The sequence below is a fragment of the Thermomonas beijingensis genome, assembly GCF_020034655.1.
GTDB classification, from domain to species: Bacteria; Pseudomonadota; Gammaproteobacteria; order Xanthomonadales; family Xanthomonadaceae; genus Thermomonas; species Thermomonas beijingensis.
The window spans coordinates 376,168-399,607 of record NZ_JAIQDJ010000002.1 but is presented as its reverse complement, the minus strand read 5'-3'; the positions used below and the strand labels follow the sequence as shown (position 1 = coordinate 399,607).

At 60.0% G+C, this 23,440-nt stretch carries 17 protein-coding genes and 5 tRNA genes; 5 read left to right on the top strand and 17 right to left on the bottom strand.

The window, feature by feature from the left end:
* The first annotated feature begins 18 nt into the window (after positions 1–18).
* A complete protein-coding gene (locus K7B09_RS07685) occupies positions 19–915 on the top strand; it encodes a crotonase/enoyl-CoA hydratase family protein (RefSeq protein WP_223628505.1) in 897 nt (298 codons plus the stop codon).
* A 7-nt stretch (positions 916–922) separates the two neighbouring features.
* Here the strand turns inward: K7B09_RS07685 and K7B09_RS07680 are convergent, their stop codons facing one another.
* The 6 genes from K7B09_RS07680 to K7B09_RS07655 all read right to left on the bottom strand — a co-directional run bounded on the left by K7B09_RS07680 (position 923) and on the right by K7B09_RS07655 (position 9,837).
* The gene (locus tag K7B09_RS07680; protein WP_223628503.1) at positions 923–3,127 is read right to left on the bottom strand and encodes an ATP-binding protein; all 2,205 of its coding nucleotides are present in this window, start codon (positions 3,125–3,127) and stop codon (positions 923–925) included.
* Complete coding sequence (locus K7B09_RS07675; protein ID WP_223628499.1) at positions 3,099–4,157, bottom strand: response regulator; 1,059 nt, start codon at positions 4,155–4,157, stop codon at positions 3,099–3,101. The genes K7B09_RS07680 and K7B09_RS07675 overlap by 29 nt, the downstream gene beginning before the upstream one ends.
* A 103-nt stretch (positions 4,158–4,260) precedes the next feature.
* A complete protein-coding gene (locus tag K7B09_RS07670) occupies positions 4,261–5,475 on the bottom strand; it encodes a tetratricopeptide repeat protein (protein WP_223628497.1) in 1,215 nt (404 codons plus the stop codon).
* Positions 5,475–6,788, bottom strand: coding sequence for a J domain-containing protein (locus tag K7B09_RS07665; protein ID WP_223628495.1), 1,314 nt, complete (start codon positions 6,786–6,788; stop codon positions 5,475–5,477). Before K7B09_RS07665 ends, K7B09_RS07670 begins: the two co-directional genes overlap by 1 nt.
* Positions 6,789–6,791: 3 nt before the next feature.
* Complete coding sequence (locus tag K7B09_RS07660) at positions 6,792–9,083, bottom strand: GumC family protein (RefSeq protein ID WP_223628493.1); 2,292 nt, start codon at positions 9,081–9,083, stop codon at positions 6,792–6,794.
* Positions 9,084–9,105: 22 nt separating this feature from the next.
* Complete coding sequence (locus K7B09_RS07655) at positions 9,106–9,837, bottom strand: polysaccharide biosynthesis/export family protein (protein WP_223628489.1); 732 nt, start codon at positions 9,835–9,837, stop codon at positions 9,106–9,108.
* 172 nt (positions 9,838–10,009) lie between these two features.
* Between K7B09_RS07655 and K7B09_RS07650 the strand changes: the two genes are divergently transcribed.
* Positions 10,010–10,084 (top strand) — tRNA-Val (locus K7B09_RS07650).
* Between the two features lie 6 nt (positions 10,085–10,090).
* Here K7B09_RS07650 and cysN read toward each other — a convergent pair.
* From cysN to kdsB, 11 genes are all read right to left on the bottom strand, one after another.
* Entirely contained in the window at positions 10,091–11,989 is a 1,899-nt protein-coding gene (gene cysN, locus K7B09_RS07645) for a sulfate adenylyltransferase subunit CysN (protein WP_223628486.1), read from the bottom strand.
* Positions 11,990–11,994: 5 nt separating this feature from the next.
* Positions 11,995–12,927, bottom strand: a complete 933-nt coding sequence (cysD, locus tag K7B09_RS07640; RefSeq protein WP_288969226.1) for a sulfate adenylyltransferase subunit CysD — start codon at positions 12,925–12,927, stop codon at positions 11,995–11,997.
* 9 nt (positions 12,928–12,936) lie between these two features.
* Positions 12,937–14,562 (bottom strand): FMN-binding glutamate synthase family protein, encoded by a 1,626-nt coding sequence (locus tag K7B09_RS07635; protein ID WP_223628480.1) that lies wholly within the window; start codon positions 14,560–14,562, stop codon positions 12,937–12,939.
* Between the two features lie 25 nt (positions 14,563–14,587).
* Positions 14,588–14,674 (bottom strand) — tRNA-Leu (locus K7B09_RS07630).
* 77 nt (positions 14,675–14,751) lie between these two features.
* Positions 14,752–14,827: transfer RNA gene (locus tag K7B09_RS07625), tRNA-Gly, on the bottom strand.
* An 8-nt stretch (positions 14,828–14,835) separates the two neighbouring features.
* Positions 14,836–14,909 (bottom strand) — tRNA-Cys (locus K7B09_RS07620).
* 66 nt (positions 14,910–14,975) lie between these two features.
* Positions 14,976–15,051: transfer RNA gene (locus K7B09_RS07615), tRNA-Gly, on the bottom strand.
* A 50-nt stretch (positions 15,052–15,101) separates the two neighbouring features.
* On the bottom strand, positions 15,102–15,671 hold the full coding sequence (gene pgsA, locus K7B09_RS07610) for a CDP-diacylglycerol--glycerol-3-phosphate 3-phosphatidyltransferase (RefSeq protein WP_223628477.1): 570 nt from the start codon (positions 15,669–15,671) through the stop codon (positions 15,102–15,104).
* 9 nt (positions 15,672–15,680) lie between these two features.
* Positions 15,681–17,546 carry an excinuclease ABC subunit UvrC gene (gene uvrC, locus K7B09_RS07605; protein ID WP_223628475.1) on the bottom strand — a complete coding sequence of 622 codons (1,866 nt, stop codon included), beginning with the start codon at positions 17,544–17,546 and terminating at the stop codon, positions 15,681–15,683.
* A 44-nt stretch (positions 17,547–17,590) separates the two neighbouring features.
* Entirely contained in the window at positions 17,591–18,046 is a 456-nt protein-coding gene (locus tag K7B09_RS07600; RefSeq protein WP_223628779.1) for a low molecular weight protein-tyrosine-phosphatase, read from the bottom strand.
* Positions 18,047–18,062: 16 nt separating this feature from the next.
* Complete coding sequence (gene kdsB / locus K7B09_RS07595) at positions 18,063–18,842, bottom strand: 3-deoxy-manno-octulosonate cytidylyltransferase (protein WP_223628778.1); 780 nt, start codon at positions 18,840–18,842, stop codon at positions 18,063–18,065.
* 249 nt (positions 18,843–19,091) lie between these two features.
* Between kdsB and K7B09_RS07590 the strand changes: the two genes are divergently transcribed.
* The 3 genes from K7B09_RS07590 (at position 19,092) to K7B09_RS07580 (ending at position 23,400) form a co-directional block, all read left to right on the top strand.
* The gene (locus K7B09_RS07590) at positions 19,092–19,718 is read left to right on the top strand and encodes a TetR/AcrR family transcriptional regulator (protein ID WP_223628472.1); all 627 of its coding nucleotides are present in this window, start codon (positions 19,092–19,094) and stop codon (positions 19,716–19,718) included.
* Positions 19,719–19,739: 21 nt separating this feature from the next.
* Positions 19,740–22,109 (top strand): 3-hydroxyacyl-CoA dehydrogenase/enoyl-CoA hydratase family protein, encoded by a 2,370-nt coding sequence (locus K7B09_RS07585; protein WP_223628470.1) that lies wholly within the window; start codon positions 19,740–19,742, stop codon positions 22,107–22,109.
* Between the two features lie 82 nt (positions 22,110–22,191).
* On the top strand, positions 22,192–23,400 hold the full coding sequence (locus K7B09_RS07580) for an acetyl-CoA C-acyltransferase (protein WP_223628467.1): 1,209 nt from the start codon (positions 22,192–22,194) through the stop codon (positions 23,398–23,400).
* The last annotated feature ends 40 nt before the right edge of the window (positions 23,401–23,440 follow it).

Here is a 23,440-nt window from a genome sequence, read left to right as displayed (position 1 = left end):
CCTCTGTCTGGAGCGATCATGGCCACTGCAACTATTGAACAACTCTCCCCCAATCCCCGCTACTCCACTCTGCGCACACACGCCACTTCCGATGGCACTGTGCATTGGTGCCACATGCACGCCGATCTGGTGCAACGCGCCGGCCGTGCCTGCTTCAAGCCGGCACTGGTAGCCGAAATTCTGCAATACCAACATCTGCTCGGCGCTCGCCTGCAAGTTGAAGCACAACAACGCGACGGCGGGTTGCACCACGTGGTACTGGCCTCGGACTGCGATGCATTCAATCTAGGCGGTGATCTGGAATATTTTTGCGATGCGATCCGCAGGCAAGATCGCCCTGCCTTGCTGACCTATGCACAGCAATGCGTGCGTGGCGTACATGCATTTCATGCGGGGCTGGATGCGGGCGCCCACAGCATTGCGCTGGTGCAAGGCGATGCCTTGGGCGGTGGCTTTGAAGCTGCACTGAGCTGCCACACCATCGTTGCCGAGGAAGGCGTGGGAATGGGCTTGCCGGAGGTATTGTTTGACCTATTCCCGGGAATGGGCGCGTATTCGTTCCTGTGCAAACGCATTGCTCCGCATCAGGCCGAAAGACTGATGCTCTCCGGTGATATTCATTCCAGCGATGAGTTGTACCGAATGGGCCTAGTGGATGTGCTGGCGCCCCGCGGTCAAGGCCAGTTGGCGGTGGACGAGGTCATTCGCGGCAATCGCCGCATCGCGCACGCACGCAGCGCCATGCACAAGGTACGCGCGATGGCCCAGCCGATCAGCTTGGAGGGCATGATGGCCATCACCGCAGTGTGGGTGGAGACCGCATTGCAGTTGGGAGAAAAATCCCTGCGCACCATGGAACGGCTGGTACGTGCGCAGTATCGCCGCCACGGCGAGCCGGTAACGGCACACGCCTGAGTCCCCGCTATGGTGTTTCCTCGCGCGCCGGCACCCAGCTGCCGCGCGCCGCGAGTGCTTGCTCACCACGCCGCAGGCAGTCGGCCAGGGTATCGCAATGACGCTGACCATCACGGGCCAGCTCGATGCCACTCATTCGCATCAGCGCACTGCTCAAGGTGCTGCATTGGCGCAAGCCAAGATTGCTGGCCACGCCCTTCAACGCGTGCGCCTGATCACGATACTGCTCCCAATCAGCCACCACGATCGCCTGCCGCATCCGAACCAAGGCCATCCGCGCATCGGTCACACATTGGCCGATAAATTCGGTTTCGAAAGCTTTGCCCATGCCGAGTGCGGCAAACTCATCCAATGCCGTTGCATCGAGTACTTGCGCGTTGCTGTCATGTTGCAATTGCACCACCGGCTCGGCTTCACCCGGCCGCTCCCCGGACACGATTTCGGCAATGGCTTCAAGTAACCGGCCTGCGGTAAACGGCTTGGTGATATACGCGCGTGCGCCCGCATTGCGGCAGGCTTGCAGGGTGTCGGCCATCGCATCTGCACTGACCACAATGACAGGTGTCGCCTCATGCCGGCCAGCCTCCATCACCCGCAGCTGCCGCAACAGGTCAATGCCACTCATGGATGGCATGTGCAGGTCAATCAACGCCAGATCAAAACCGCCGCTGGCCAGAGCCTCCAATGCCGCTTCGCCATCTTCCACTGCCATCACCCGATGCCCTGCCTTTTGCAACACGGTCTGCAGCAGCAGGCGATTGGCAGCGTGGTCATCGGCGACCAAGATACGCAAGGGCTTGACTCGTGCACGATGACGCAAGAAGGGATCGGCAAAATCGATAATATTCAGCGCCGGTGCCGGACTTGCCACCTGCACAGGTGGTGGTGTCGGAGCGGATTCAAAGCTTGCGCATTCCAACGCAACTGGGACTTCAAACGGCAATTCAATCCAGAAACGACTGCCAACATGCTCACGGCTTTCAAACCCGATGCTACCCCCCATCGCTTCGGTCAAACCCTTGGCAATGGCGGTACCCAGCCCGGTGCCGCCGTGCCGGCGCACCAAGCTGTTGTCGGCCTGTTCAAACGCATCAAACAAGCGCGCGCGCGCTGACGCAGGGATGCCAATTCCAGTATCCGATACGGTAAAACGCAAACGCACATGGCCATCGCTGGCAGCCGCTTGCGCCACCGTCATCCGCACCTCACCCTTCCGGGTAAATTTGATGGCATTACTGAGCAGATTCACCAATACCTGCTGCAAATGCCTGGGATCACCGCGCAACCTTGCCGGCACGTCGGTCATCAACGTAACCACGTAATCCAGCTGCTTGTTGCGCGCCTGCGGGCGCAGCATCAAGTTGATCTGATTCAGCAACACGGGCAACTCGAATGTTTCCTGGCGTATCTTCAACTTGCCTGCTTCGATCACTGAAATGTCCAGCACATCCTCGACCAATGCCAGCAGCGAATGCGTTGCTGCTTGCAGGGTTTCCAGATAACCGCGTTGCTCGGCATCCAGACGGGTGCTGGCCAACAATTCGGACATACCCGAAAGCCCATTCAATGGGGTGCGAAACTCATGGCTCATGTTTGCCAGGAAGCGGCTCTTGGCCTGATTCGCGCGTCGCGCGTCTTCCATCGCAACAGTCAAGGCTTTCAACAAACTGGCGAAATACAGCGGTACCGCCACCACCCCCAACAGCAATCCCCATGACAGATAGGGATTTTGCTGCCAATACGCCGTCATCGCCGCCATGCTTCCAAAGGACAGCGCCGCCAACACGGTTGCGGCATATAGATAACCCGAGCCGTAGCGCAAACCATTGCCGATGGTGACCCACAGATACACGGCATACAGCGGCGCGGCCTGCTCGCCCTGCAAGTACATGACGCCGCCCATCGACGCATAATCCGCCAGCATGCCCAGCCATCGACGCGGGTGCGAGGGGGCCGGCGACGCTACGATGGCCGCCAGCAATACCACCGACAGCCCCAACTCGGCCAACAAAATCATCCACGTGGCGCGCAACTGCGGACTAGCGTCGCCTGAGCCGACTAGCCACCCCAAATACAGGCAGAACAAAAACGTGATGACAATGCGCACAAAAACTTGCGTGTGCTCGCTGTCATCACGCTGTTGCAACTTTGACCAAATGAGGCCGATACCCACGTGCAAGCCCTCAACCCGTGGCTCGGCCGGGTTGGACATGGGAATACCGATCGCAGATGTCGTAGATGCGCGGCAAATTGTTCATCAATGCACGCACGCACCCTGGATCCAGCATAGTGCCGCTTTGTGAGCCGATGTATTCCAGTGTGCGCCCAATGCTCCACGCCTGCTTATAGGGCCGTGGCGACAGCAACGCATCGAACACATCGGCCACCGTCACCACCCGCGCTTCAATCGGAATGGCGTGTCCTCGCAACCCGTCCGGATAGCCGCTGCCATCCCACCATTCATGATGGCGCAGGGCAATTTGCGCGCCCACTTGGATAAAACGATTCTGGCTGTCTTGCAACAGTTCGTAGCCGATCCGCGGGTGCTGCTTCATATGGTCACGCTCATGCGGTTCCAACGGGCCGGGCTTCATCAAGATGGCATCGGGAATGGCAATTTTGCCAATATCGTGCAGTGGTGCCGCCAATTCGATCAAACGCACTTGTTCTTCGGGCAAGCCAAGTCCTTCTGCAATCACCCCTGCCACATGCGCCATGCGTTCCAGATAAGCGCTGGTGCCGGTATCACGGAACTCGATGGCGCGCGCCAGCCGCGACAGGGTTTCGCGCTCGCGCTCTTCCACTTCATGCATGCTGGCCAGCAAACGCTGCTCCAGTGACAACGCACGTTGCTTGACCGATTCGGACTGCTGCCGAAGTTGCAGCAGATTACGACAGCGCGCACGCACGTCACGAGGTTTAATGGGCTTGACCACAAAGTCGATGACACCGGCATCCAGCGCCGCCTGCCGCACTGGCGCATCCTCCACCACCGTGACCAGCACGATGGGCACATCCCGATTGCGCAGCGATTTGCGAAATGCCCTAGCCAGTTCCAGCCCATCCATGCCCGGCATGCGGTAATCCAGCAGCAGCAAATCGGGACGATTGTCCTCGCACCAATTCAGTGCGTCTTCGGGCACGCCAAAATCATGCACATTGAGCTGCGGCCCGATTTCCTGAACAACATGCCGCATCAACGTGCGGGCCGACGGCAGATCATCCACAATCACGACGTCCATGCAGCACCCCCTTGCTTCCGGCAAGCGCAAGACACGCGGTAGGCCTGATCCTCCGCGCATTCATCGATAATGGCAATAGGCTGGGTGGACTACAACGACTCGATCAATTGGCAAGCCGTTCAATCTGCATGTTTGCCAACCACAGCTCGCCCGCAACTCGCTGCCCGGCTCCACCCGACACCGGGTTGGTGAGCCGTAACCACTGCCCCTGGCAGCTTTTATCGGGAACTTCGAAGTCTCCGGTCAACTGGCGCCAACCAAAACTACCATCTGCTGGCAGGCTCAACGCCACTATTTGTGGGCCCGACTGACACGCCAACACCCACCGCAACCCCAATTCGCTCGCCAATGCCTGCCCGCGCACCTGCACTGTCAACCGATAGTGCCCTGGCATCAACAACAAGGGATGCTCCAACCCCGTACTGGGAATACCGCGATCCATAAAACTAACGTGCACCTGATGCGTGGGTGCTGCCGCCTGCCGCTCCACGTTCAACAACACACCGGGGATGTCGCGCAGGTACCAATCGAAGCCAGCGCTACTTGGAGCCGTACTGAAGTCGCCATTGAAAAGCGTCGGCAGCCTGCCGCCAGGCTTGACCACGGTATCCGCCCAGCGCGCATAGGCCTCGCCCCAACGGCCCTGTGCCATCAGGCTATTCAACCAATGGGAAAACTCCTCAACACTGAGCCCACCACGTGATTGCAGGCTTTGCATCACTTGCGCCTGCGCCTTGTCATCCGTACGCGATTGCAACGCCTGTAGCATCGCGGCACGCCACGGCGGATTGGTACGCAAGCTGGCGGCCAGCGCATCGGCAAAGGCCGGTTCCTTCGCCATTTGCACCAAGGCTGGGGCCAGCCTGGCCAGTCGCTCCGGCGCCTGCCGAAACACGATGTCAAACTGCTGCATCGCACCGGGATAGTCGTGCTGCCGCAGCGCATATTGGGCTAACCACGCATGCGTGGGGAGGTCTCGCGGCGCGCGGCGTGCGGCGATGTCAAACAACTTTTTCGCCTGTGCGCGATCGCCGCGTTGATCGGAGATCATCCCCAATTCTCGAAATGCCTGCCCACTCAATGGCTCGTGTGCCAGCAATTGGCGTGCTGTCTGCGCAGCCGACGCAAGATCCTGCCTGGTGCGTTGCTGTTCGGTGAGCTGCAGGAGCGCTACCGGATCCGCGGGCCGCCAGGACAAGGCTGCCACCGGATTATCGGTCGCATCGCGTTCGGCCAGTATCTGCCCAACCAGCCGCCACGCTGCGAACAACAGCACACCAGAAACGATAATCAAGACAACGTTGCGAGCCGTGGTCATCATTGCTCCTGCCCCATTCCTACCCCGGTCACCAGCCAACGGCCTTCGCGCCATTGCAGTACGGCAGTGAACGTGCCACCACCGCTACCATCCGGTTGCGATGGAAACCGCGATACAAGGTCTGCGGCATCGGTACCAATGCGCCATTGCACAGCGCCAAAACGTGGCGCCCCCGCAGCATTCAATGTCTTCCGCATCTGCTCCGCAGAGACCTGAATCACGGGGCTATTCCAGATCGACGGTGACGGTCGCTGCAATTGCTGCATATACCGCAACAACTGGTCCGCGACCTGCTGCGCAGCAGCGATTTGTGCCTGTGATGGCAATGCCGCATGGGGTGGTGAGATGGGTTCGACAACAGGTGCTGTCATTGTCATGTCGGCAACCACTGCAGGTGCCGTCACTCCAGGTTGCGATGATCGACTATTGCGATGCGAAACAGGGCTTGCCGCCGTTGTCATCGGAATGGATGCCGCTCTCGCCTCGCCCAATCCGTGCGAAGGCACCACAGGAAGTGCACTTGCCATCCTGCCAGGCTTGACGTGCGCCGCAGTCGCGGCGGGAACCCGCGGATCCGGTGGCGCTGCATGCTGGTGCCGCGCTGCTTTGGTAACTGGCTGAGAAGTACTCGATATTGCTGACTGCGCTTGCGCGGGTGCCGAGGCAACGTCAGGCTCGCCCCATGCCAACTCAGGCTCACGACGCCAATCTTGCAACACCATCCAGAACAAGCCACCACACACCAGCAGCAACATCAGCAATGGCAGCCGGCGCAGCCAACGATGCAGCGGCGGAACGGGTGGCGGCTCTGCACCCCATACCCGCACGACCGGCATGGCGCCAATATCCAGCGCCGCTGGCAAATGGTCTGTTTGGCGCAAGTGGGCATCATATTGAGCACGCTGTGCGGTATTGCGAAGACGCTGCCACGCGACGTTCACCCGCGCTGCAAATACCGCATCTCCGGCATGTTGCAATCGATCTGGATGCAGCCATCGCTGCAACAAGCGATGGTGGGTTTTGATGACGTCCTGCGATGCGTCATCGCTGACACCCAGGATGCGGTAGGCATCTGCCTGTGGAAACAGCAGGATTTCGCGAACATAGAACTGGGCAGCTTCGCGCATACGGGACTCCGGTTCACCGAAGTGTTTGGCCGCAATGGCCAATGACTCAGGCGAGGTTGTCGCGGCTATTCCCAGCAGTTCGGTGATCCCATCCGGCAACGAGCGCTGTCGCAACGCATGCCGTTCACCCGGCGCATGCAACAGTGCTACCGCCCACTCCAGCGCGTCCCCATTCGCGCCGCTCATCGATCAGCCCTTGGTCAGCCTTGGCTTGTTGCCATAGGCGTAATACGACTCGTATTGGTACCCGTAGCCATACCCATAGCCGGCAGTACGCGCGTCGTATTTGGTCAGCAAACAACCGACGATACGTGCCCGTGCCGTTAGCAGTCGTTTCAGCGCAGCTTGTGCCGCACCGCTCTTGGTTTTGCCACTGGAGATCATCAACAGCGTGCTATCCACCGAATTGGCAAGTATCGGCGCATCGGCCAAACCCAATACAGGCGGCCCATCAACGATGACGTGGTCGTAGCGCTCGGATGCGACGGTGAGCAATGAAATCAGTTTGGTACCGGACAAAAGCTCGGCAGGGTTCGGTGGCAGCGGCCCGGCCAGAATCAAATCCAGACGTTCCTCTCCCGATGGCTGTACCACGTCGGCAAAGCTGCATGCACCTGACAGCAGGCTACTGAGGCCATGCTCCGCACGCAGGCCAAAGGCTTTATGCAAGGAAGGATTGCGCAGGTCGGCGTCTACCAACATGACACGCTTGCCAAGCTGGGTGAGGTTGCGCGCCAACGCCTGCGCGGTGGTCGATTTACCCTCCCCAGGGCCACTGCTGGAAATCAACAACGTTTTGGGCACGCCATGATCCGTTGCAAACTGCAGCGCCGTGCGTACCGAGCGATAGGCCTCGGAGAACGACGACTGCGGATTGCTTGCAACCGCCGCCATGCTCTCCTTCGGCCCCAATTTAGGCACCACACCCAACACCGGCATTTTGAGTTTCTGCTCGATGTCTTCAGGGGTCTTGAGTGTGTCGTCCAAGAACTCCAGTAGAAACGCAATCAGCACACCCAGCATTGCGCCCAACAAAACCCCCAGTGCCAGATTCCGGATCAGGCTGGGCTTGAAACGCCCATCAGGCACTTCGGCACGGTCGATGATGGAAATGTTGTTGGAACGTACATCACCGGCAACGCCCACTTCCTTGTAGCGCTGCAGCAGGCCGTCATAGAGCTGACGGTTGGTGTCCACTTCGCGCTTCAGAATGTTGTACTGGATGCTGCGTCCATCCACATCCAGCGCCTGCGTGCGCAGCGCTGCAATCTGGCCCATCAACATCTGTTCCTGCTTCGCGGCAGCATCATACTCGGCTTTGACTGATGCACGAACCCCTCCAATTTCCTGCCCAATCTGGCGATCCAGCTCATCCACCTGACTCTTGAGCTGCCGCATGTCCGGATAGTCCGGCTTGAAGGTCTGCAGCTTCAGCTGATACTGCGCCTGCAGCGCACCCTTTTGCTGCTGCAAATTGCGAATATTGGAATTACCGATCATATCCGCCGGCATCGCCCCACCGGAAGCCTGCTGCCAACGCGCCTGCGCGCGGATGCGCTGATCCTGCGCGGTGGCCAACGCCGCATTGAGCTGCGTCAGATTCTGCACCGCAAGCGATTGCCCTTTGTCACCGGTATCGACCAGATTCTCCTGCTGCGCGAACAATACCAACTTGCGCTCGGATTCTTCCAACCGCGCCTTGGTCAGCTTGAGCTGGTCTTCCAAATAGGTCTTGGCATATGACGACGCGCCAAAGCGGCGCTCCAATCCGGCAGCAATAAAGCCATCGGCAAGCGCGTTGGCAGCGCGTGCCGAGAACTGCGCCGACGGGCTATCGAAGTTGATAACCACCAACTTGGAATTACGAACAGGATCGACGCTCAAACCTCCAGCAACGATGCCGGAAGCGCTCTTCAGCAAATCCTTGGCCTGATTGGCGGGTTTGTCAGCTTTGCCACTCGTCGCCTGCCTGGATTTTGGCTGCAACAGGGCCAACATGCGGTCCAACCACCCGGGCGCATATAGACGATCCATTGCCGCTTGATCCATGTGCAATTCACTCGCCACACGCTCACTCAAGGATCGGCTCTTGATCAACTCGATTTGCGTCTGCAGGAAGTCTGGATCCCACCCACCCAGATCGCTTCCCGGCTGAATTCCATCAACCTGAATGACCTGACTACTTTGCTTTTCAATTTGCAATACCGCCGATGCACGATAAATCGGTGTCGCCAGCAAGGTCGCCAGCAAGGCCAACGCAACCACTGCAATCAGAATGCTGGCAATCAATCGACGCCGTTTGACCAGAATGTGCCAATACGCCAATAGGTCGATCTCGTCCTCATCGCGGCGATCGCTTTGCTGCAATTCATGTACCAATAACGCGGATGCCCCGCGTTGCGGCAAGGCTGGATAAGCGACAGATGATTGAAGCTGCTGGCCAGCATCAGCCGAGGGGGTAGGCAAGCGATCATGCGGCATGCAATTTCGTCCTTGAATGAATTCAGAATAACCAACCGAAAACACCAAGCGCCGGCATGGTTTCGATGAAGCGGCGATAAGCCGACTTGCTGCCGGAAGCCTCGACGACGATGATGTCGTCTCCATAAACCTGTGGATCTTCCATTTTCCCGCGTCGTACCGCACGCAGGTCATAGACGGCAGCCATGCGCTTGCCATCGATTTGCCGCATTAACACGATGCCACCCAAATCGGCAATTTTGTCATCCACGCCACCCGACAATGCAATCGCTTGCAGTAATGTGGTTTTACCCGTAATCGGATAGATGCCCGGCTTGACGATTGCGCCTTCAAGGGTGATGCGCTGGCTTGCGTACTCTTTGACAAACACGCTGACTTGGGGGTTTTGCAGGAATCCGCTGGCGTACTTCCCGGCGAGGTCTTGCTCCAATTCCGGAATCGTGCGGCCACCGGCCATCACACCGCCAATCAAGGGCAGTGAAATCTGACCGTTGGAATTGACGCGCACCTCCTTATCCAGGTCCTGCACACCAAACACGCTGATCTCAAGCAAGTCCTGTGCACCAATGCGGTAATCACTTGCGCCCTCATAAGCACCCGATGCGCTGGTGGTATCCGGGGGTGGCAGCTTGTTGCCAACAACCTCATTGCTGACGATTGAGGAATGCGACTGGCCACTGGATGTGCCTGTGCTCGCGCATGCCGAAAGCAATAACAGCATGGAAACCAGCAAGATGGAAAGCACGTTGCGCATGCACGAACCTCGTTCTCGGACCTAGCATTATGCGTGGTGCGTCGCAGTACGCAACTTCGCAGCTGAACGCAGCCACTGCAGGCAAGCACAGTTCAGCGACAAATTGCCCTTGCTCGCCTGCAAGGGCTTGCCATCACAACCTACTCCTGTAGAATGCGCGGCTCGCAACACCGGGCGGTTAGCTCAGCGGTAGAGCATTGCCTTCACACGGCAAGGGTCGCAGGTTCGAACCCTGCACCGCCCACCAATCAAATCAACGGCTTAGGCCGTTTTTTTGTGCCTGCAATAATGCAGTCACCACTTCATCCGCCAACGCCACCGGGTCGGCGGCATCGGTGCGCAGATGCAGCTCGGGTGTCAGCGGCGCCTCATAAGGTGAATCGATCCCGGTGAAGTTGCGCAGCTCGCCGCGCCGCGCCTTGGCGTACAGGCCTTTGACATCGCGACGTTCGGCTTCGGCCAGTGGCGTGTCCACGAACACTTCCAAGAATTCGCCCGCATCGAACAGGCTACGCGCCATGTCGCGTTCGGCACGGAATGGGCTGATGAAACTGACCAGCACGATCAAGCCGGCATCCACCATGAGTTTGGCCACCTCTGCGACGCGACGGATATTTTCCACCCGGTCCTCATCGGTGAATCCCAGATCTTTGTTCAGGCCATGCCGCACATTGTCGCCATCCAGCACATAGGCGTGCCGCCCCATCGCCAGCAGTTTCTTGTCCACCAAGTTGGCGATGGTGGATTTGCCGGCACCGGACAGGCCGGTAAACCACAGGCAACGCGGGCTTTGGTGTTTGCTGCGTGCACGTGCAGCCTTGTCCACATCCAGATGTTGCCAATGGATATTGCCGGCGCGACGTAGTGCGAAATCCAGCGTGCCGGCGGCGACGGTAGCATTGCTTTGACGGTCGATCAGGATGAAGCCACCCAGCACCTTGTTATCGGCATAAGGGGCAAATGCGATGGGCTGATCCAGATGCAGATTGCACACCGCAACTTCATTCAACTCCAGATGCTTGGCGGCCAGCGCATCCTGCGTGTTGACGTCCACCTTGTGCTTGATTTCGGTAATGGAGGCACCCACGGTACGCGCCCCCACTTTGAGCAGGTACGGGCGCCCCGGCAGCAGCGGCGCATCGCCCATCCACAACAGATGCGCGGCAAATTGATCGGCCACTTCCGGCACATCAGACACGACGGCAATCACATCACCGCGGCTGGCGTCGATCTCATCGGCCAGCGTCAAGGTGACGGCTTGGCCTTCGACTGCCTGCGCCAAGTCGCCGTCGGCAGTCACCACCCGCGCCACGCTGGAACGGCGACCGGATGGCAGCACAATGACCGCATCCCCGGGTGCCACTTTACCGGCGGCCACGGTGCCGGCAAAGCCGCGGAAATCCTGGTTCGGCCGGCATACCCATTGCACCGGCATGCGGAATGCGGCATGTGCCGAAGAGCCTTCTACCGGCACGGTTTCCAGATGTTCCAGCAGTGCCGGGCCGTGATACCACGGCATGGCTGCCGAGCGCGTGATCATGTTGTCGCCGCGCAATGCCGACAGCGGGATGCAGTCCACATGCGCGATCCCCAGCTGCGCTGCCAGCGCACGGTAATGCCCGGCAATGCCCTCAAACACGGCCTGATCGAAACCGACCAAGTCCATCTTGTTGACGGCCAGCAGCACCCGCTTGATGCCGAGCAGTTTGACGATGTAGCTGTGGCGACGGGTCTGGGTGAGCAGCCCCTTGCGCGCATCCACCAGCACCACTGCCAAATCCGCGGTGGATGCGCCGGTGGCCATATTGCGGGTGTACTGCTCGTGGCCGGGGCAGTCGGCGACGATGAATTTGCGGCGATCAGTACCGAAGAAGCGGTAGGCCACATCAATGGTGATGCCCTGCTCGCGCTCGGCCGCCAGCCCATCGACCAGCAACGCAAAGTCGATCTCGCCGTTCTGGGTACCATGCTTGCGGCTGTCGGCTTCCAGCGCGCTGACTTGATCGTCCAGCAGCAATTTGGTGTCGTGCAGCAGGCGACCAATCAAGGTGCTCTTGCCATCGTCCACGCTGCCGCAAGTGATGAAACGCAGCAGGCCTTTGGTTTCGTGCTGTTGCAGGTAGGCGGCCACCTGCGCGTTGGCATCATCCATGCGCATCAGAAATAGCCCTCTTGCTTTTTCTTTTCCATCGAGGCGGTGGGATCGTGGTCGATCACCCGCCCCTGCCGTTCCGAGGTGGTCGCCACCAGCATTTCGGCAATGATTTTTTCCAGCGTGTCGGCCTGTGATTCAATCGCGCCGGTCAATGGGTAGCAGCCCAGCGTGCGAAAACGCACTTGCTTGTGCATCGGCACTTCACCCTCACGCAGCGGCAAGCGATCGTCATCGACCATGATCAATGCGCCATCGCGTTCCACCACCGGGCGCTGCGCAGCCAAATACAGCGAAGGCACCGGGATGTTTTCGCGATAGATGTACAACCAGATGTCGAGCTCGGTCCAGTTGGACAATGGAAAGGCACGCACTGATTCACCCTTGTGGATGCGCGCGTTGTACAGATTCCATAACTCCGGGCGCTGGCTCTTCGGATCCCAGCGGTGCTGGGCGTTGCGGAAGCTGAAGATGCGTTCCTTGGCACGCGACTTTTCTTCATCGCGGCGGGCACCGCCAATGGCGGCATCGAAGCCGTACTTGTCCAGCGCCTGCTTCAAGCCTTGGGTTTTCATCACATCGGTATGCACGGTGGCACCGTGGCTGATCGGGCTGATGCCCTGCGCCACGCCATCGGGATTCTGATGCACGCGCAGCTGCACGCCGGTTTCGGCGGCACGCTGGTCGCGGAAGGCGATCATTTCGCGAAACTTCCAGCCGGTATCCACATGCAACAGCGGAATCGGCGGACGCGCCGGATAAAACGCTTTCAGCAGCAGGTGCAACAGCACCGAGCTGTCCTTGCCCACTGAGTACAACAGCACCGGGTTTTGAAACTCGGCGGCCACTTCGCGCAGGATGTGCAGGCTTTCGGCTTCAAGCCGATCCAAATGAGACAGTGAGATAGTCAAGGCAGCAACAACACGTTTTTGATGCAGCAAAGAGTATCAGCTGGCCTTGCTGCCACGCAGCTCCAGGACATTCGCAGGTGGCATAAAGGCATCACTACGCGCCGTGTCCCAATAATCGCGGAACACCGCATGCCCCGGATCATCACCGCGCAGCAGCACGCCTGGTGCCAGATAGCGGTAGCGTGCAGCCAGCGAGCGCACCTCGGTGGGCGAGACCCGACGCAGGATGTGTTCCGGGCCTAACTGATCCGGGTGGCTCAACCCCGCCGCGCACAACAAGTCGCGCAGGGCGCGCAGGGTGTTGTCGTGGAACTCGAACACGCGGGTGGTTTTGTCGGGCACATCCAGATGCCTCCAGCGCGACGGGTCCTGGGTGGCAATCCCGGTGGGGCAGCGATTGGTATGGCAATTCAAGGACTGGATGCAGCCCAGCGCAAACATGTAACCGCGCGCGGCATTGCACCAATCCGCGCCCATCGCCAAGGTGCGTGCAATGTCGAAGGCGCTGGTGATCTTGCCAGCCGCGCCGATTTTGATGCGATCCCGCAGCCCCACACCCACCAGCGTGTTGTGCACCAACATCAGACCTTCGTGCATCGGCACGCCCACATGATCCACAAATTCCGCCGGAGCCGCGCCGGTGCCACCTTCAGCGCCATCGACCACGATGAAATCGGGCAGCAGACCGCTTTCGTGCATCGCCTTGGCGATGCCAAACCATTCCCATGGATGCCCCAGCGCCAACTTGAAGCCGGTGGGCTTGCCACCCGACAACTCACGCAAATGGGCGACAAATTGCAGCAACTCCAGCGGCGTGGAGAATGCCGAATGGCGCGCCGGCGAGACGCAATCCTGGCCCATCGGCACACCGCGGGTGGCGGCAATTTCGGCGCTGAGTTTGGCCGCCGGCAACACCCCGCCATGGCCAGGCTTTGCGCCCTGCGACAGCTTGACCTCGATCATTTTCACCTGCGCATCACGCGCCTGTTCGGTGAAGCGCTGGGCATTGAAGCTGCCGTCATGATTGCGGCAACCAAAATAGCCCGAGCCCAATTCCCACACCAAATCCCCGCCGGCCTCGCGGTGATACGGCGAAATCGAGCCTTCGCCGGTGTCGTGATAGAACCCGCCCCGTTTGGCACCGCCATTGAGTGCGCGAATGGCCGCTGCCGATAATGCACCGAAACTCATCGCGGAAATATTGAAGACACTGGCCGAATACGGCTGCGCGCAGTCCTCGCCGATCGTGATACGAAAATCGTGATTGGCCACTTCGGCCGGTGCCATCGAATGGTTGATCCATTCGTAATCCACGCCGTACACGTCCTGCAAGGTGCCAAACGGGCGCACGTCGTTGACATGCTTGGCACGCTGGTAGATCAACGCGCGTTGCTCGCGAGAAAACGGCACCCGCTCGGTATCGGACTGGATGAAGTACTGCCGCATCTCCGGGCCGATGGTTTCCAGCCCATAGCGAAAATGCGCCAGGATCGGGAAATTGCGGCGCAGCGTGCTTTTGCGCTGCAACATGTCCAGCGTCCCCAGCAGCGCCAACCCGGCAAACACTGCTACCGCCCACCACGCATGCGGGTGCCACTGCGCCAGTGCCAACGCGCCGAAAGCCAGCGCAATGCTGGCGGCATAAGCGGTATAGCGCGACATGGCACCTCCAAATGCGTGGCTGCAATGGTGCCTGGGGAGGGACTCGAACCCTCATGGTCTTGCGACCGACGGATTTTAAGTCCGGTGCGTCTACCGATTTCGCCACCCAGGCATGGGTGCAAGCTTACGTCATGGCAGGTCCAATCGACCGAAAAAACAAAGCCCCGCGTGAGCGAGGCTTCAGACCACTGGAGCGGGAAAAGGGACTCGAACCCTCGACCCCGACCTTGGCAAGGTCGTGCTCTACCAACTGAGCTATTCCCGCTTGAATTGTGGAGGCCGAGGTCGGAATTGAACCGGCGTACGCGGATTTGCAGTCCGCTGCATAACCACTCTGCCACCCGGCCGGATGACGCAACACATGAACCAAACACTTAAACAATAAAGCCCCACGAATGGGGCTTCGCTGAAACTGGAGCGGGAAAAGGGACTCGAACCCTCGACCCCGACCTTGGCAAGGTCGTGCTCTACCAACTGAGCTATTCCCGCGTTGAGCCCGCTATTGTACGGAAAGTTTCGATTGAGTCAACGCCTGCATTTCAACTTTTTTCATCTTCGGCAGTCAGTGAAGGCCAAGCCGCGCGCAGGTACTCAAACCCTGACCACAACGTCAGCAGCGCGGACGCTGCCAATAGCCATTCGCCAATCAGGAAGATCGGCATCCCCCACAATGGCTCGCGGTACAGCAAAAATCCCAGCGCGATCATCTGCACCGTGGTCTTGACCTTGCCCACCATCGCCACTGCGACTTTGCCGCGCAGGCCCAATTCAGCCATCCACTCGCGCAATGCGGAAACCGCGATCTCGCGGCCAATGATCACGCTGGCCCACAGCGCCATCCACACGGTGTGATGGTGTTGCACAGTGATGACCAATGCGGTGGATACCATCAACTTGTCGGCCACCGGATCCAAAAATGCACCGAATCTGGAAAATTGCTGGTAGCGGCGCGCAATCCAGCCATCCAGCCAATCGGTAATCGAGGCCAATGCAAAGATCGCAGTTGCGGCGATATTGGTCCAGCGATAATCGAGGTAGTACACCACCACCAGCACCGGAATCAACGCAATGCGTGCCAAGGTCAACCAGGTCGGGATGGTCAGTCTCATGCGTATATTCTACGGGGCACTCGTCGTATCTGCGTCATGCGACAGGCCGTGCAAGCTGTTCCAGATGCGTTCGGCCAAAGCCCGGTTGACACCATCGACGCGCGCAATGTCATCCACCGCCGCTGCTCGCAGCGCCGGCAGACCGCCAAAATGCTTGAGCAAGGCTGCTCGTCGGCGAGGCCCGATACCGGCGATATCTTGCAAGCGGCTGGTGGTGCGCGCCTTCTGGCGCTTGCCACGGTGCCCGGTGATAGCGAAGCGGTGCGCCTCGTCGCGCACTTGTTGCACCAGTTGCAATGCCGGCGATGCCGCACCTGGCTGCACCTCACGCCCATCCGGCAGCAGCAGGGTTTCATCCCCCGCCTTGCGCGCCGGCCCCTTGGCCACACCCACCAGAATCACACCTTGAATGCCCGCATCAATCAAGACATCACGCGCCTGCGCCAGTTGCCCGGCACCACCATCAATCAGCAGCACATCCGGCAGCACGACATCGGGCTGCCCTTCCGCAGCAGCCCGAAACCGCCGTTGCAGGGCTTGATGCATGGCGGCGTAATCATCACCCGGCTCGATGCCATTGATGTTGTAGCGTCGATATTGCTTGCGCACTGCGCCCTGGGCATCGAATACCACACACGACGCCACCGTAGCCTCGCCCATGGTGTGACTAATGTCGAAACATTCAATCCGCGCCGGTGACTCCTGCATGCCCAGCAAGTCACGCAAGCCTTCCAGTCGTGCGTGTTGCGCACTGCTGCTGGTCAACTCGGTGGCCAATGCCAATTGCGCGTTACGCCGCGCCATATCCACGTGTGCGGCGCGCTCGCCGCGCACGTTGAAGCGCAACTCAACCTTTCGACCCGCGTGCTCGCTCAGCGCTTGCTCGATCAAACCACGCTCGGGGATGTCGTGCTCCAGCACGATCTCGCTGGGCGGTGCCTGTTCTGCGTAATACTGCGATACGAATGCAGCCAATACGTCAGGTGCATTCTCTTCGCCATTGGTTTTAGGAAAGAACGCGCGCGTCCCCAAATTTCGACCATCACGGAATGCCAGCAACAAGACACAGGCCATCGCGCCCTGTTGCGCCACTGCCAACACATCCAGATCAGCGCTGCGACCATCCACAAACTGGCGTACTTGCAACTTGCGAATGCCAGCAATCAGATCGCGCAAACGTGCGGCCTGCTCGAACTCCAGTTGCTCACTCGCCGCCTGCATGGCCATTTCCAGCTCGCCGGTCAGCGCATCGCTGCGGCCTTCCAAAAACAATGTCGCACGACGGACCGATTCGGCATAGTCGTCGGGCTTGATCAAATCCACACAGGGCGCGCTGCAGCGCCCAATCTGATATTGCAGGCAAGGCCGGCTGCGATTATTGAACACGCTGTCTTCGCAACTACGCAGGCGAAACAATTTCTGCATCATGTTCAAGGTGTCGCGCACGGCACCGGTGCTTGGATACGGGCCAAAGTAACGCCCCGGCACCGATCGCGGGCCGCGATGCAGACCTATCCGTGGCGAGGCGTGCTTGGTCAACAGAATATAAGGGTAGCTTTTGTCATCCCGCAGCAACACGTTGTAGCGTGGCTTGAGTGATTTGATCAGCTGGTTTTCCAGCAACAAGGCATCGGCTTCGCTGCGGGTGACAGTGACCTCCATTCGCGCCACCTGCGCCAACATCGCCATGATGCGTGCGACCTTGGGGGTGGCATTGAAGTAACTGCTCACGCGATTGCGCAACGCCCGCGCTTTGCCGACGTACAACACTGCATCGTCAGCGTCGAACATGCGGTACACACCCGGCACCAAAGGCAATGATGCCGCAAACGCGCGACCATCAAACACAGCCGCATCGGGCGGGTGCTGGCTCATCTACGCTGCAGATTCCTATGCAAATGCACGCTCACATCGATCACTTAAAAGCGTCGCTCGCGTACCCGCTCAACAATTGCTGATGCCGCGTTATCAATCAATTTGAATGCCTGTTCGAAGTCGCGTGTACTGCCGTAGTACGGATCGGGTACATCTTTCTTCCCCATCCCCGCCCATTCCAGCAGCAACTCCACCTGCGCGTGCGAGGTGCGTGGTTTGCGGATGCGCGCATCGTGCAAGATGGTGCGGTCGGCACATAGCAACACATCGAATGCATCAAAATCTTCCAGTGTCAGCCGGCGTGCGCGCAACATGGAAATATCCACATCGTGTTTACCGGCACAAGCAATGGCGCGCGAATCCGGGGCTTGCCCCACATGCGAATCGCCAGTCCCCACTGAATCCACGTGCACCCAATCGGCCAGCCCCGCCTGCGTCAACCGGGCGCGTAACACACCTTCGGCGGTGGGTGAGCGGCAAATATTGCCCAGGCACACCATGAGAATGGAAAATGGCTTAGCCACGTGCGCTCCTTGAGTTTTGCTCCATGAAAATACGTTCGGCGCGCGCCAAGTCCTCGGCAGTATCTACCCCTGGTGGGAAGACGGACGGGGCTAAGGCCACCGCAATTCGCCAGCCGGCCTCCAACGCACGCAACTGCTCCAGCGATTCGGTACGCTCAAGCGCGCCGACTGGCAGTGCGGCAAATGCACGCAGGGACGAGACCCGATAGCCGTAAATGCCGATATGCCGCAGCCATTGGCCCTGCGGCATCACGCTGCGATCGTGTGCAAACGCATCGCGTGGATACGGAATCGGCGCACGGCTGAAATACAGGGCATCGCCTTGACTGGCGCGCACCACTTTCACCACGTTGGAATCCAACAACGATTCAATATCGGCAATCGGTGTAGCCAACGTGGCAATTCCTGCACCGCTATCGACCACAGTGCGCGCCACGCAGGCAATGCCATCGGCGGGTGCAAACGGCTCATCCCCCTGCAGGTTGACCACGATGGCATCGTCCGGCCAACCCGCGATGCGTGCACATTCGGCCAGCCGATCAGTACCGGATGCGTGATCCGGCGAAGTCATCGCCACGTGCACACCGCTGCTTTGCAATGCCTCGGCAATACGGGCGTCATCCGTGGCTACCCACACGGCACGCGCACCGGCGGCAAGCGCACGCTTCGCTACGTGCAACACCATCGGTTCGCCGCCAATCAAGCGCAGCGGCTTGCCCGGCAAGCGCGATGCGGCAAAACGGGCGGGGATGGCGACGAGGAAATCCTGGATGCTCATGTGTGCATTATGACCGACAGGACATTGCCAAACCGGGCCAGCGCACACGGTGGCAACCACTTGCAGCATCTGCCCCGCATTGGCCGTACCAGTGGTTTACAGCAAGCGCCCCCATCGCTGCCAAATCCATTGCTTTGCACCTGATTGCAGGATACCCCGACGCTTAAATGGGCCCACCCCGGTTGACATACGCATGCGTACGGCATAATCTCAAACAAGCGTTTGATTCGATGTGGAGCCTGCATGAGCCTGCAACACTTCTCAACCAAGGATCGGATCCTGCACGCGGCGGAGGATTTGTTCGCCCAGCAGGGATTCGCTTCAACCTCGCTACGGCAGGTGACCAGCCGCGCCGACGTCAATATCGCGGCGGTCAATTACCACTTCGGCAGCAAAGACAACCTCATCAACGAGGTGTTCCGCCGGCGCATGGACGAGATGAGCGCGCAGCGTATTGCCGCCTTGCAGCAAGCCATCGATACCGCACCCGGCAAGCTGGAGCCGATCCTGGCGGCGTTCGTGGAGCCGGCACTGGCGATGGCGCAAGACCGCCACGGTGGTGCGGCGTTCATTCGGGTGATTGCGCGTGCCTATGCCGAGAGCAATGCCGGCTTGCGCAAGTTTTTGTCCGACCAATACGGCCATGTCCCACGCACCTTCGCCAAGGCCATCCACGCTTGCGTGCCGGAGTTGAGCAAAGAAGAGCTGTACCGCCGGCTGGATTTCTTGTCCGGCGCATTGACCTATGCGATGGCCGATTTTGGCCTGATCAAACGCCCCGCCGGGGTGTCCGATGCCACCCATCGCCAGCGCGCCGCCAAGGCGCTGATTCGTTTCGCCGTTGCCGGCTTTCATGCCGACGCTTCTTGATTTGTCCAGGAGTTGATGCTCATGTCTCAGAAAATGCTTGTACGCCGCGCCGCAGTCTTGGGTGCGGGTGTAATGGGCGCGCAAATTGCCGCGCACCTGACCAATGCCGGTGTGGATACGGTGCTGTTCGACCTGCCAGCCAAGGACGGCGACCCCAATGGCGTCGTGCAAAAAGCCATTGCCAATCTGGCCAAGCTGTCGCCTGCGCCGCTGGCCGGCAAAGGCTTGGCCGAGGCGATTACGCCAGCCAATTACGAAACCGGTCTGGAGCAGCTCAAGACCTGCGACTTGATCATCGAAGCCATCGCCGAGCGCATGGATTGGAAGCAAGACCTGTATCGCAAGATTGCACCGTTCGTGCCGGCGCATACCGTATTGGCCTCCAACACCTCGGGCCTTGGCATCAATGCGCTGGCGTCGGTGTTGCCGGAAGAATTGCGCCATCGGTTCTGCGGCGTGCATTTCTTCAATCCGCCGCGCTATATGCATCTGGCCGAACTGATCCCGGCCAACACCACCGACCCGGCCGTGCTGCAAGGGTTGGAAACCTTCCTCACCACCGCGCTGGGCAAGGGCGTGGTGATTGCCAAAGACACCCCCAACTTCATCGGCAACCGCATCGGCGTGTTCTCGATTTTGTCGGTGATCCATCACACCCATGCCTTTGGGCTGGGGTTTGATGAAGTGGATGCACTGACCGGCCCGCTGCTGGGCCGACCGAAGTCGGCCACGTATCGCACCTCCGACGTGGTGGGGCTTGACACCATGGCGCACGTCATCAAGACCATGGCCGATACCCTGCCCGCCGATCCGTGGCATGCCTATTTCGCATCGCCAGCGTGGTTGCAAGCATTGATCGGCAAGGGCGCGCTGGGGCAGAAAACCGGGGCCGGCATCTTCCGCAAAGTCGGCAAAGACATCGTGGTGCTGGATCTGGAAAAACAGGACTACCGGATTGCCGACCGCGCCGCTGCACCGGACGTCGTGGAAATCCTGAAACTGAAAAACCCGGCGGAAAAATTCGCCAAATTGCGTGAATCCTCGCACCCGCAAGCGCAATTTTTGTGGGCCTGCTTCCGCGATTTATTCCATTACAGCGCCTGCCATTTGGCCGATATCGCCGACACCGCCCGCGATGTGGATTTCGCCATTCGCTGGGGCTACGGCTGGAAGCTTGGCCCGTTTGAAACCTGGCAGGCCGCCGGCTGGCAGCAGATTGCGCAGTGGATCAATGACGACATCGCCGCCGGCAAGAGCATGAGCCAAGCGCCACTGCCGGCATGGGTGACCGATGGCCGCACGGGTGTGCACAGTGCCGAAGGCAGCTACAGCCCGGCACGCAATGCCATGGTGCCGCGCTCGGCCCTACCCGTGTATCAGCGCCAGCGCTTCCCGGACCCGGTCCTGGGTGAGCGTTTTGCGCCGGGAACCACCGCCTTCGAGAACGACGGCGTGCGTCTGTGGCACGACGGTGACGGCATTGGCGTCATTTCGTTCAAAACCAAAATGAACACCGTTTCCGGCGCAGTGCTGGATGGTATTCAACAGGCGATTGCGCTGGCCGAACAGCAGTTCGATGGCGTGGTGATTTGGCAGCACGCTGATGTGTTCTCGGCCGGTGCGGACTTGGCCGGCGCACTGGGCGCGTTGCAGGCGGGCCAACTGGATGCATTCACCGCGATGGTGGAAAACTTCCAGCGCACCAGCCAGCGCATCAAGTACGCACAGGTGCCGGTGGTGTCGGCGGTGCGTGGCTTGGCGCTCGGTGGCGGCTGCGAATTCCAGATGCACAGCGCACGCACCGTGGCGCACTTGGAGAGTTATATCGGCTTGGTGGAAGCCGGTGTGGGCCTGCTCCCGGCCGGTGGCGGACTGAAAGAGCTGGCCACGCGCGCCTCGCAACATGCCACTGGCGGCGATGTGTTTGCCGAATTGAAGAAAGTGTTTGAAACCATCGCGATGGCCAAAGTATCCACCTCGGCGCTCAATGCCAAGGAATTGGGCTTGCTGCGTGCCGATGACAAGATCGTGTTCCATGCGCACGAACTGTTGCATATCGCCAAGGCCGAAGCGCGCGCATTGGCCGAAGCCGGTTATCGCCCGCCGCTGCCGGCGCACCGGATTGCAGTCGCCGGCGATGTGGGCATCGCCACCTTCAAGATGCTGCTGGTCAATATGCTGGAGGGCCGCTTCATCAGCCCTTACGACAATGAGATTGCCGAACGCATTGCCACGATCCTATGCGGCGGCAAGCTGGACCGCGGCGCATGGGTGGACGAGGAATGGCTGCTCACGCTGGAGCGCACGCACTTCGTCACGCTGGCGCAGCAGGAAAAAACCCAGGCGCGGATTGCGCATATGTTGAAGACCGGCAAGCCGTTGCGGAATTGATCCTCGCCCTTCTCACCCGGCGCTTCGCGCCACCCTCTCCCCGCCGGGAGAGGGAACATTACTTCGCTTCCGGAGTTGCTTCATGAGCACACATATCCAAGACGCCTATATCGTCGCCGCCACCCGCACCCCGGTGGGCAAGGCGCCCAAAGGCATGTTCCGCAATACCCGCCCCGACGACATGCTGGCGCATGTGCTGCGCAGCGTGATCGCGCAGGCTCCCGGCGTTGACGTCAATCGCATCGACGACGCCATCATCGGCTGCGCCATGCCGGAAGCGGAGCAAGGCATGAACGTGGCACGCATCGGCCTGTTGCTGGCCGGATTGCCCAATACCATTGCAGCGCAAACCATCAACCGCTTTTGCTCCTCCGGCTTGCAGGCCGTGGCATTGGCAGCCGACCAGATCCGGCTGGGCAATGCCGATTTGATGCTGGCCGGCGGCACCGAGTCGATGAGCATGGTGCCGATGATGGGCAACAAGATTGCAATGGCGCCCAGCGTATTCGACAACGACCACATCAATATTGCCTATGGCATGGGCATCACCGCCGAGAAAGTGGCCGAGGAATGGAAGGTGAGCCGCGAGGCGCAAGACGCCTTCGCCGCAGCCTCGCATCAGAAAGCCTTGGCAGCGCAGGCAGCCGGTGAATTCAAGGATGAAATCAGCCCATACGAAATCGTCTCGCACCAGCCGGACCTGGCCGATGGCCGGCGCATCCTGACCCGCAACACAGTGGCCGAGCACGATGAAGGCCCACGCGCCGACACCAGTGTGGAAGGCTTGGCAAAACTGCGCCCGGTATTTCGCAATGGCCAGTTTGGCGGCACCGTGACGGCCGGCAATTCTTCGCAAATGAGCGATGGTGCCGGCGCGGTGCTGCTGGCTTCGGCACAGGCGCTCAAGGATTACGGGCTGACCCCGCTGGCCCGCTTCGTGAGCTTCAGCGTGGCCGGCGTGCGCCCGGAAGTGATGGGCATCGGCCCGATTGCCGCCATCCCCAAAGCGCTCAAGCAAGCCGGGTTGAGCCAAGACCAACTGGATTGGATCGAGCTCAACGAAGCCTTCGCTGCGCAATCACTGGCCGTGATCCAGGACTGCGGCTTGGATCCGGCCAAGGTCAACCCACTGGGCGGCGCGATTGCACTCGGCCACCCGCTGGGCGCCACCGGCGCAGTGCGCACCGCCACCCTCGTCCACGGCCTGCGTCGTCGCCAACAGAAGTACGGCATGGTGACCATGTGCATTGGCACCGGCATGGGCGCAGCGGGGGTTTTCGAAGCGTTGTAACCCCACCCGCTGCACTGGATCACACAATAACGCCGCCCAT

Excerpts from the sequence above, each read along its gene's own strand:
- K7B09_RS07685 (WP_223628505.1), top strand. The coding sequence starts at position 19 with ATGGCCACTGCAACTATTGAACAACTCTCCCCCAATCCCCGCTACTCC.
- K7B09_RS07680 (WP_223628503.1), bottom strand. The coding sequence starts at position 3,127 with ATGTCCAACCCGGCCGAGCCACGGGTTGAGGGCTTGCACGTGGGTATC.
- K7B09_RS07675 (WP_223628499.1), bottom strand. The coding sequence starts at position 4,157 with ATGGACGTCGTGATTGTGGATGATCTGCCGTCGGCCCGCACGTTGATG.
- K7B09_RS07670 (WP_223628497.1), bottom strand. The coding sequence starts at position 5,475 with ATGACCACGGCTCGCAACGTTGTCTTGATTATCGTTTCTGGTGTGCTG.
- K7B09_RS07665 (WP_223628495.1), bottom strand. The coding sequence starts at position 6,788 with ATGAGCGGCGCGAATGGGGACGCGCTGGAGTGGGCGGTAGCACTGTTG.
- K7B09_RS07660 (WP_223628493.1), bottom strand. The coding sequence starts at position 9,083 with ATGCCGCATGATCGCTTGCCTACCCCCTCGGCTGATGCTGGCCAGCAG.
- K7B09_RS07655 (WP_223628489.1), bottom strand. The coding sequence starts at position 9,837 with ATGCGCAACGTGCTTTCCATCTTGCTGGTTTCCATGCTGTTATTGCTT.
- cysN (WP_223628486.1), bottom strand. The coding sequence starts at position 11,989 with ATGGATGATGCCAACGCGCAGGTGGCCGCCTACCTGCAACAGCACGAA.
- K7B09_RS07635 (WP_223628480.1), bottom strand. The coding sequence starts at position 14,562 with ATGTCGCGCTATACCGCTTATGCCGCCAGCATTGCGCTGGCTTTCGGC.
- pgsA (WP_223628477.1), bottom strand. The coding sequence starts at position 15,671 with ATGAGACTGACCATCCCGACCTGGTTGACCTTGGCACGCATTGCGTTG.
- uvrC (WP_223628475.1), bottom strand. The coding sequence starts at position 17,546 with ATGAGCCAGCACCCGCCCGATGCGGCTGTGTTTGATGGTCGCGCGTTT.
- K7B09_RS07600 (WP_223628779.1), bottom strand. The coding sequence starts at position 18,046 with ATGGTGTGCCTGGGCAATATTTGCCGCTCACCCACCGCCGAAGGTGTG.
- K7B09_RS07590 (WP_223628472.1), top strand. The coding sequence starts at position 19,092 with ATGAGCCTGCAACACTTCTCAACCAAGGATCGGATCCTGCACGCGGCG.
- K7B09_RS07585 (WP_223628470.1), top strand. The coding sequence starts at position 19,740 with ATGTCTCAGAAAATGCTTGTACGCCGCGCCGCAGTCTTGGGTGCGGGT.
- K7B09_RS07580 (WP_223628467.1), top strand. The coding sequence starts at position 22,192 with ATGAGCACACATATCCAAGACGCCTATATCGTCGCCGCCACCCGCACC.